Below are 9,272 nucleotides of genomic sequence, written 5' to 3'. Positions count from 1 at the left end.
TTTAGCTGCGCGTTGACATAACGCCGCCACGCGCCGTCGACGTCCTCGTTTTTCTCCAGCTCGTTCACGGGTTCAGCCAGTGCTTGATCCGTTTGCGGCGCGGTGCCCACGCACCAGCCCTCGAAAATGATGATGTCCGGTCGGCCCCGGAAGCGCGGCCAGTCCGCTTTGGGGCGGCGGTCGTCGCGGGCCTTGTCGAAGGCGGGCAGGGCGGTCAGGTCGCCCGGTTGGGCGGATTGGAGGGCGTGGAGCGTGGCGAGTCCTAAATCAACGTCATGGGTGCCGGGCACGCCCCGCGTGATGAGCAGCGGATGAACCTCGCGGACCAGCCATTCCCGCTCGGCGCGAGTCTTGTAGAGGTCGTCGATGGAGAAGCCCGCCACGCGGAGGCCGTGGGCTTCTTTCAGCACGAGCCTCAGGAAATCGCACAGGGTGGATTTGCCCGAGCCTTGAGCGCCGTTCACGCCGACAACCAGAGATTGTGGGCCTCGCTGGCGCTGAATCCACGCGGCCAGCGGTAAATAAATGCCCGCGAGTTCGTCGGCCAGTTCTGCCGGGATGCGCTGTTCCGCCATCCGCGCCCGGAAGGCCGGTTTAAGCTGCCCCCACCGTTCGGCGTATTTGTCCGGGGAGAGTATTCCTTCCGGCCAGAGTGCTATTTGCTCGCTCTCCCTGAGGGAGAGGGTTGGGGTGAGGGGGAAATCATCACCCATTGCGGTTCAAACCACCTGGTCCCGTGGCGTTTCGCCATTGAAGAAAGCCGCGACGTTTTCAATCACCCGCATTCCCATCGCCACGCGGGTTTCCTGGGTAGCGCTGCCCAGATGGGGCAACAGGACGGCGTTGTCCAGGTCGAGGAAACCGGGATTCAGCCGGGGTTCGCCTTCGTACACATCCAGCCCGGCGGCGGCGATGGTCTTGTTTTTGAGTGCCTTAATCAGCGCCTCACTATCCACCACATCGCCCCGCGCCGTGTTGATGAGGATGGCCGAAGGCTTCATCAGCGCCAAGCGTTCGGCGTTGATGAGATGGCGGTTCTCCGGGCTGCCGGGGCAGTGCAGGGAAACGAAATCGGACGCTTGCAGCACATCTTCAATGCTGGCGGCGGATCGGGTGTTGAAGTGAGCGATCACGTCATCCGGCACGGGCGAGCGGTTGTAGAACACGATGGACATCCCGAAGCCGAAATGGGCCTTGGTCGCCATGGCGCGGGCGATGCGGCCAAAGCCGATCAGGCCGAGGGTCTTGCCGGTGACTTGCGTGCCGAGCATCTGGGTCGGATACCAGCCGGTCCATTGCCCCGAGCGCACCAGCCGTTCGCCCTCGCCGCCGCGCCGGGCCGCCGCCAGCATCAGCAGCATGGCGATGTCGGCGGTGCTGTCGGTCAGCACGTCGGGCGTGTTGGTGACGGTGATGCCCCGCGCCTTGGCGGTGGCGATGTCGATGTGGTTGAAGCCCACGCCGAAGTTGCCGAGTATTTTGCAGCGGAGTGGCTCGACGCTGAGGACGTCGGCGCTGAGCGCGTCGGTGACGGTGGGGAGGACCGCGTCGTAATTACGCAGGGCGTCCTGAAGTTCTTCCTTGCTTAAGGGATGGTTGTCGGCGTTGAGGGTCACGTCGAACAATTCTTGCAGCCGGGCCTCGCAGGGTTCGGGCCAGCGGCGGGTGACTAGGGCTTTGGGTTTGGTCATGGGAATGCAGCCTTGTAGGTCGGGCATGTACTCATGCCCGACGCTATTCCCCGGAGCGAGCAATGTCGGGCATGAGTACATGCCCGACCTACAGGTTTACTGGGCACTTAGCCGCGAGGCGCCAACGGCGCGGCGGTCTCCCGCCAATATTCCGCCGCCGCCGCGATGCCGCTGCCGGGCGTGACCTGAATCCCAGCGTCGCGCATGGCCATCTCGGAGCCGGTGATGGCGCTGGCGAGCATCAGTTCGTTGAGGTCGCCCAGGTGGCCGATGCGGAACACCTTGCCCAGCACTTCCGAGAGGCCCGCGCCCAGCGACAGGTTATAGCGGTGATAGGCGTAGTGCATCACGTCGCGGGCGTCGAAGCCTTCCGGCACGACAATCGCGGTGACGGAGTTGGAATACCACTTCGGGTCTTGGGCGCACATCTTCAAGCCCCAGCCACCGACGGCGCGGCGCACGCCTTCCGCCAGACGGGCGTGGCGGGCGTAGATGTTGTCCATGCCTTCTTCCAGCATCAAGTCCAGCGCCTTGCGCAGGCCATACAGCAGCGAAATGGCCGGGGTGTAGGGGAAATAACCGCCCGCGTTGTGGACGATGTGGTCCTGGATGTCGAGGAAGGCGCGGGGGCATTTGGCGGTGGCGCGGGCGGCCAGGGCTTTCTGGCTGAACGCCAACACGGCCAGACCGGCGGGCAGCATGAAGCCTTTCTGGGTGCCGGCCAGGGCCACGTCGATGCCCCAGTCGTCGAAGCGGAATTCCAAGGAGCCGATGGAGCTAACGCCGTCCACGAAGAACAGCGCCGGGTGGTTGGCCGCATCCAAGGCTTTGCGGACGCCCGGCAGGTCGCTGGTGACGCCGGTGGCGGTTTCGTTGTGGCAGATCAGCACGGCCTTGATTTCGTGGCCGGCGTCTTCCTTCAGGCGGGCTTCCAGATGATCCAGCGGCACGCCCTGGCCCCACGGCACTTCGGTGTATTCCACCTCGAAGCCGAGGCGCTTGGCGAGGTCGATCCACAGGTGGGTGAACTGGCCGAAGCGGTAGGCCAGCACCTTGTCGCCGGGGGACAGCGTGTTGGTGGTGGCGATTTCCCAGCCGGCGGTGCCGGTGGCGGGGAAGATGAAGCATTGGCCGGCCTCGGTGCGGAATACTTGCTTGAGGTCTTCCAGCAGCGGCTTGACCAGCTTGGGGAAGCTGGGGCTGCGGTGGTCCTCCATCGGCACATGCATGGCGCTCAGGACGGAATCGGGGACGTTGGTGGGACCGGGGATATAAAGATGATTGCGGCCGGGCATTGCGTTTCTACCTTGTTAATTGCGGTGGATGTAAAAAAAAAGACCACGCCGAGGTGATCTTGGGGGAATTCGGAAATGGGCGGAAATAATGCCACAGGGGGGATTGGCGCTTCAAGGTTGGTGGCGACGCCAAGCTGTTGAGCGGATTTGACGGGTTGGAATCCGGCCCAGCCCTTCCCGATTTGCAACGAAGCTCAGTCAACACCCAGGGCAATCGCGCTATGCGGGCATTCTCTGTCTTTCTCCCTCTTCAGCGGGAGAGGGTTGGGGTGAGGGGGATCAAAAACAGGCTTTTTCTCCTCACGGGCATATGAATCCATGGCGGATCGGCGGGGAAAAACCCTTTTGGACTTCCCCTCACCCTAGCCCTCTCCCGCTGGAGGGGGGACAACAGCTTCGTTACGCACATAGCGCGATTGCCCTGCCTCCCTTATCAGGGGGGCTGCGCCTTTACTGTCAGTCGCCGGCCGAGTTGGCCGGGGCCAAGTCATTCACCTTGAACGGGTTCGACTCTTGCGGCTGGGCTGTTTTCGCGGCGGCGGTTCCCGGGAGAATCTCAAAGTCCGGCGTGAATTGGACCAGGAGCCCCCTGATCTGATCGAAGGGCTTGCGGTCACCGTCGAACTTCGCCTTGCCGGCCTTGATCAAGTCATCGAAGGTGCTGGAGTCCATCATCACCTGATCGAGGTCGGTACGGTTGACGGTGATCGTGAGATCGGGCTTCCCGGCCTGCACGCCCTTGATGTTGGTCAGCGTCCCGTTGCTCATCTCCACCAGGTAATGCTCGCCGTTGTCCGGGGTCACCAGATTGATGGCGAACTTCATGCCCTCCGCCTTCTTGGGGTCCACGCTGATGCCGAGGAAGTCGAGCCAGTTCTCGGTCGACATCGCCCGGACCACATCCGGCCCGGTCGATTTGACCGGCATGCCGCCCGGCAGCCCGGAACGCAGTTCATAAGCCCCCTGCAGGAAGCTGTTGCGAAGGCTCGGGCTTTCCCTTTGGTAGCCGAGCTGCTCGAAGACATCCGCCAGCAGGTTCTTGGCGGCCTGGTTCCTGGGTTGCGCTAGGACCAGCCGGTTCAGTATCTCCGAGGCTTCGAGGTACTTGCCCTGGTCGAAGAGCTGCTTGCCCTTGGCCATGATCTTGCCGGCCCCACCCATCATTTCGACGTAGAGCGGGGCGGAGTCCTTGGGCGAGAGCGGGATGAGCGTGGCCGGGTTGCCATCCCAGTAGCCCAGGAAGCGGTTGATCACGCCTCGGCTGTTGTGCATTTCCGAGCCGTGATAGCTGCGAGCGGCCCACTGCTTTTGCAGGCTGGCCGGAAGCTGGTAGACGTTGTGGATCTCGTTGATGGTCACGCCCTGGTTGGCGTAATGCAGGGATTGGTTATTGAGGTTGGCGTACACGTCGCGCTGGGCGCGCATCACTTCCTGGATGCGTGGGTTGCCCCAGCGCGGCCAACTATGGGAAGCGAACATCACCTCGGCTTCCTGGCCGAACTTATAGAGCGCGGCGTTGATGTGCTTCGACCAGTTCAAGGCATTGCGCACCGGAGCGCCGCGTAGGGTGTAGATATTGTGAATCGTGCCGGTGATGTTTTCCGCCGCCCAGAAGGCCTTGAACTGCGGGAAGTAGGTGTTCATCTCGGCCGGCGCCTCGGTGTCGGGCGTGTTTTGGAACACCATTTTCACGCCGTCGAGCGTCACCTCCTCGAAGTCCTTCTCGATGAGGCGGTTCGGGGCGATCAGCCCCACATTGCCGTTCGCCACGTTCTTGCCGATCGACTGATCCACATGGCCGAAAGGGCTGCGTGCCAGCAGCACGGCGTATTGGTACTGGGTGCGCCGCGACATGGCATTGCCCGCGAATACGTTCTCGGAGATGGCGGCCTCCAGGAAGCCATTGGGCGCGATCACTGGCACCCTGCCATCGCGCGCGGCCGCCTCATCCACCACCCCGCGCGCACCGCCGAAGTGATCCACATGGGAGTGGGAGTAGACGACCCCCACGACCGGGCGCTGGCCGAGCTTCCCGTTGATGAATTCGAGGGCCGCCCGGGCCGTTTCCTGGGCCGTGAGCGGATCGAAGACGATCCAGCCGGTATCGCCCTTGATGAAGCTGATGTTGGCGAGGTCGAAGCCGCGCACCTGGTAAATACGGCCCGGCACGACCTCGTAGAGGCCATAGGCCATGTTCAGGATGGCCTGGCGTTGCAGCGAGGGATGGATGCTCTCGAAGTCCTGGCCCTTCAGCAGGAACTCGTAACTCGCCATGTCCCAGGCGACCTGGCCGGCATCGGCCATGATCCGCTGGTACGGCGGCGCGGCGATGAATCCCTTCCCGGCCTCGTCGAAATCCCGCTTGTCGTCGAACGGCAGCGCGGCCTTCGCGCCATTGCGCAGGGCCATCGTGAACTTCGAGGGCAGCTTGCCTTGGGGATGGAAGTGCTGGCCCGGCGCGGCCTCGGAACCCGCCCGGGCTGCACCGGCCGCGGCGACAGCGCCGCCATGGACGGCGCCCAACAACGCGATGGCCAGGGTGAGCGTGCTTGCAGCTTTTTTCATAAGACTTCTCCTTGTCGGTGGGCGGGCTAAACCCGCGCTCATCCGTCACACGGGCCGCCTGCGTCAGCAGGCTCGGGCATCTTACCAGCGATGTGCCTCACCAAATATCAATCGAAGGGATACGTCGGCCAGGGCAATCGCGCTATGTCGGAGGCGGCTATTTTTTCCCTCTCGCCTTTGGGAGAGGGTTGGGGTGAGGGTATCTAAAATAGGGATTTATAGCCTTTCCAACCTCCACCGCGAGATCGGAACTTCGGTCCTTCTAAGGAAGAAATCTTGTTTTGACACCCTCACCCCGCCCTCTCCCAAAGGCGAGAGGGAGAAATTCACATAGCGCGATTGCCCTGATACGTCGGCGGCGCCCTTTGATGAGGCGCCCAATCCGCCGGTCGCTTGGGCGGGCGTGGAAGGAGGCCGAGGTTTTCCGATTGATTGCCCGGTTCCAGGCCGGATGCCCGGCGTTATTCCGCCGGTCGCGGATTCGTCCCCGGCCCGGTTCCGCCCCCGGCTTTTTCGGATTTCGGCGTCGGGCGCCCGGAACGCAACTCGCGCAGGACATCCACCACGCGCCGGTCATAATCGGGCGGAAACGTCCAGAAGGGAAAGCGGTCCCGGTAGCGGTTCCGGTCCAGCCCACGGGCGGTCGGCGGAATGTGAAACAGTAGCTTGATCATCACATCGCTGCTCACCCAGGGATGCTCGTACCAAAAAGCGTGCGAGCGGCGCCCGAGTCCTGGAATCACTGCCGGTTCCACCGAGATCACATCGAAATCGAGCTTTTCCGCCGCCTTGACGAGCCAGTCCGAATCCGCGTCGGAGAGTTCGGTCGAGTCGGGCCGGCCCAGCCGTGAAACCCCGTGGACCCAACTCGACAGGGCGAGCGCGGCGTCATTCAGATTCACCGACACCGTCACCCGCCGCACGAAATCGATGTATCGCGGCAACTGGCGGACGAAGGTCGGAAAGGCGATATCCGGTGCCGCGAAATACAGCTCACCCAGGCGCACGTCGGCCAGCGAATCGCTCCGGCGCAACCGGCGCAGCTCGACCAGCGCGGGACTCAGCACCTGCGAACCCGCGCTGTAGGCCACGATATTGATGTGCTTGGCGGTGGTCTGCCGCGCCAGAAAATCCAGCAGGCGGGCGAATGCCGGGACCGAGGCGCGGGCGTTCCTGACATCGGTGAAGTAGCGCATCCCCCGTTCCGCCGAAGGCCAGGCGAACATCAGCACGACGGAATGGCGACCGGTGAAATGCCGATACTGCGCGGCTTGGGCCGCCGCAATCTTCATGCTGGAATTGGCGCCGTGCACATAAACGGTCAGGTCTTTGTCGAGGCTTTGGGCCAAGGCCTGATTGATGGCTTCGAAAAACCCGTGCGCCTCGGCGGTCAGAGCCATGGATGAGTCGTTATCCCGGAGGGTGGCCAGCTCGTCCAGGGAATCCAGACTGAGCGCCGGGCGGCGGCTTTCCGGGTCCGTCGTGGACAGGGCATGAAGCTCTTCCCAGGACTTGTCCCCGGCCCCGATGCGCACCACGGCCCGCCCAAGGTACAGGGATTGGTCGGGCACGATAGTGTAGAGCCGGGAACCGCGCGGCCCTAGAGGCAGGCGATTGGTCGCGTAAAAGACCTCGACGAGATTGGATTTTTCCACCGGGGAATTCGCCGGGAACGGGCTGTGCTCACCGCTGGCGAAGGCCACCGGAGCCGGCATGAGGCGCACGGTGCGCTGACATCCGGCGAACACCGCCACGGCCACTATCGCGGCGATCCATGCCGCCTGCCATCGAAGCATACCGAACCCCCTGTGGGATTGAAGAAATCAGCCGCCCCTGAAGGAGTCGGTTGGGGCGAAGCGTCGCGGCGGGGCAACGCCGCCGCTTGGGTAAGCCCCTTTTACCTCATTCGGAGACTGGCCGAAATCAGGATCGTCAACCATGGGGCAGGAAGAGTAGTGTGACCGCCAAGCCCGATCCGATGCCCGTGAACGGCGGAAGAGCCTAGTGCTTCGTCACGCATGAAACGCCGAGTGATTCCCGAGGGTGCCGCCCTATGTGGGCATTCTTTGTCTGTCTCCCTCTCCAGCGGGAGAGGGTTGGGGTGAGGGGGGACCAAAAACAGGTTTTCGCTTCTAGCGCGATTGCCCTGGGCAATATCCCACAAGGGCTGGCGCAGCCTACAACCAAGCCCGCGCCGCCAAATTTACTTATCCCACGCCCACAACCTCAGGTATCAAGATGACCGAATCCATCTCAAGTTCCAATCCCGAAGAGCCGCGTAAGCCCGTGCTTCTCGATCTCGCCCTGCAGGGCGGCGGCGCCCATGGCGCCTACGCCTGGGGCGTGATGGACCGGCTGTTGGAGGAAGATTGGATCCGCATCGACGGGATTTCCGGGACTTCCGCCGGGGCCATGAACGCGGCGGTGTTCAGCGATGGCTACGCCGAGGGCGGGGCCGCCGGAGCGCGCGCCGCACTGGAGCGGTACTGGCGGCGGGTCTCCGATGCCGCCCGCTACAGCCCGCTGCGCCGCACTCCCCTGGATATCCTGATGGGTCGCTGGACCCTGGACTTTTCGCCGGTTTTCATGGCGCTGGACATAGCTTCCCGCCTCTTTTCGCCCTACGACATGAACCCCGGCGCCTTCAACCCCTTGCGGGACATCCTCGCGGAATCCATCAATTTCGAGCGGCTGGCCGGCTCGCCGGTCAAGGTCTTCGTCACCACCACCAATGTCCGCACCGGCCGACCGCGGGTCTTCCGCAATGAGGACGTGACGCCCGACGCGCTGCTCGCCTCCGCTTGCCTGCCCACCATGTTCCAGGCCATCGAGATCGACGGCGAGGCCTATTGGGACGGCGGCTACTCGGGCAATCCCACCATCTCGCCCCTGGTGCGGGAATGCAACGCGAACGACACGGTCCTGGTGCAGATCAACCCGGTGGAGCGGCCAGGCACCCCGCGCAGTGCGCGGGATATCATGAATCGCTTGAACGAGATTTCCTTCAACGGCTCCCTGCTTAAAGAGTTGCGCATGATCGCCCTGCTGCGGCAGGTCGCCGACCCCGGCAAGACCGAAGGGGCGCGCTGGGCCGCCATGCGCATGCACCGGATCAGCAGCGAAAAAATGGTGGAGCTTGGCTATTCGTCCAAGCTCAACGCGGAATGGGGATTCCTCTCGATGCTGCGCGACGAAGGCCGGCAGTGCGCGGAGTCGTTCCTCGCGGACCACGGGTCGGCCTTGGGGCAGCGTGCGACGTTCTGCCCGGAGTATCTGCTGGAAGGCGTATAGCACATGGATTTGATCGGCAAACTGCCGGACTGAGCCGGGTGGTCTCGCTCAGGTTTTCGCCCACCGTGGTTGCCGCCCTAACCTGCTCAGCCTCGGGCGGGGTCGGCATCGCGCCGGAGGCACCGGGGTCGGCCCGCCCGCCCACGGGAGGGAGGACGTGATTCTGAAGCACATACTGGCCTCGACCCGCTACCTGGTGCTGCTGGCCGTGGCCGGCACCCTGCTGGGTTCGATCAGCCTGCTCGTGTACGAGCTGCTGGTCGTGGGAAAGACTTTCGTGGACGCCGTTCGAGACGGCGTGCTTTCCCCCAAGTCCGCCAAGACCCTGGCCGTCGGCCTGATCGAAGCGGTTGACGTGTTCCTCATCGCCATCGCCGTCTACATCACCGGCCTCGGCCTCTTCTCGCTGTTCGTGGACGACTCCCTGCCG

At 63.6% G+C, this 9,272-nt stretch carries 7 protein-coding genes; 2 read left to right on the top strand and 5 right to left on the bottom strand.

What is annotated here, in order from left to right; genetic code table 11:
* The 5 genes from ACXWUF_RS12920 to ACXWUF_RS12900 form a co-directional block, all read right to left on the bottom strand.
* The coding region (locus ACXWUF_RS12920; RefSeq protein WP_458495082.1) for a hypothetical protein at positions 1-713 on the bottom strand (713 nt) is incomplete at its 3' end.
* Between the two features lie 6 nt (positions 714-719).
* Positions 720-1,691, bottom strand: coding sequence for a 2-hydroxyacid dehydrogenase (locus ACXWUF_RS12915; RefSeq protein WP_458495083.1), 972 nt, complete (start codon positions 1,689-1,691; stop codon positions 720-722).
* 107 nt (positions 1,692-1,798) lie between these two features.
* Positions 1,799-2,986, bottom strand: a complete 1,188-nt coding sequence (locus ACXWUF_RS12910) for an aminotransferase class V-fold PLP-dependent enzyme (protein ID WP_458495081.1) — start codon at positions 2,984-2,986, stop codon at positions 1,799-1,801.
* 456 nt (positions 2,987-3,442) lie between these two features.
* Entirely contained in the window at positions 3,443-5,551 is a 2,109-nt protein-coding gene (locus ACXWUF_RS12905) for an alkyl/aryl-sulfatase (protein WP_458495080.1), read from the bottom strand.
* 461 nt (positions 5,552-6,012) lie between these two features.
* A complete protein-coding gene (locus tag ACXWUF_RS12900; RefSeq protein ID WP_458495079.1) occupies positions 6,013-7,347 on the bottom strand; it encodes an alpha/beta hydrolase in 1,335 nt (444 codons plus the stop codon).
* Between the two features lie 442 nt (positions 7,348-7,789).
* On the opposite strand from ACXWUF_RS12900, the gene ACXWUF_RS12895 reads away from it, so the two are divergent.
* The gene (locus ACXWUF_RS12895; RefSeq protein WP_458495078.1) at positions 7,790-8,842 is read left to right on the top strand and encodes a patatin-like phospholipase family protein; all 1,053 of its coding nucleotides are present in this window, start codon (positions 7,790-7,792) and stop codon (positions 8,840-8,842) included.
* A gap of 157 nt (positions 8,843-8,999) precedes the next feature.
* Positions 9,000-9,272 (top strand): YqhA family protein (locus ACXWUF_RS12890; protein ID WP_458495077.1); only part of this gene is annotated, 273 nt, incomplete at its 3' end.

It is taken from the genome of Methylomagnum sp. (assembly GCF_054333355.1).
Note: the sequence above shows the minus strand (reverse complement) of the source record. Positions and strands in the feature narration are given on the sequence as shown.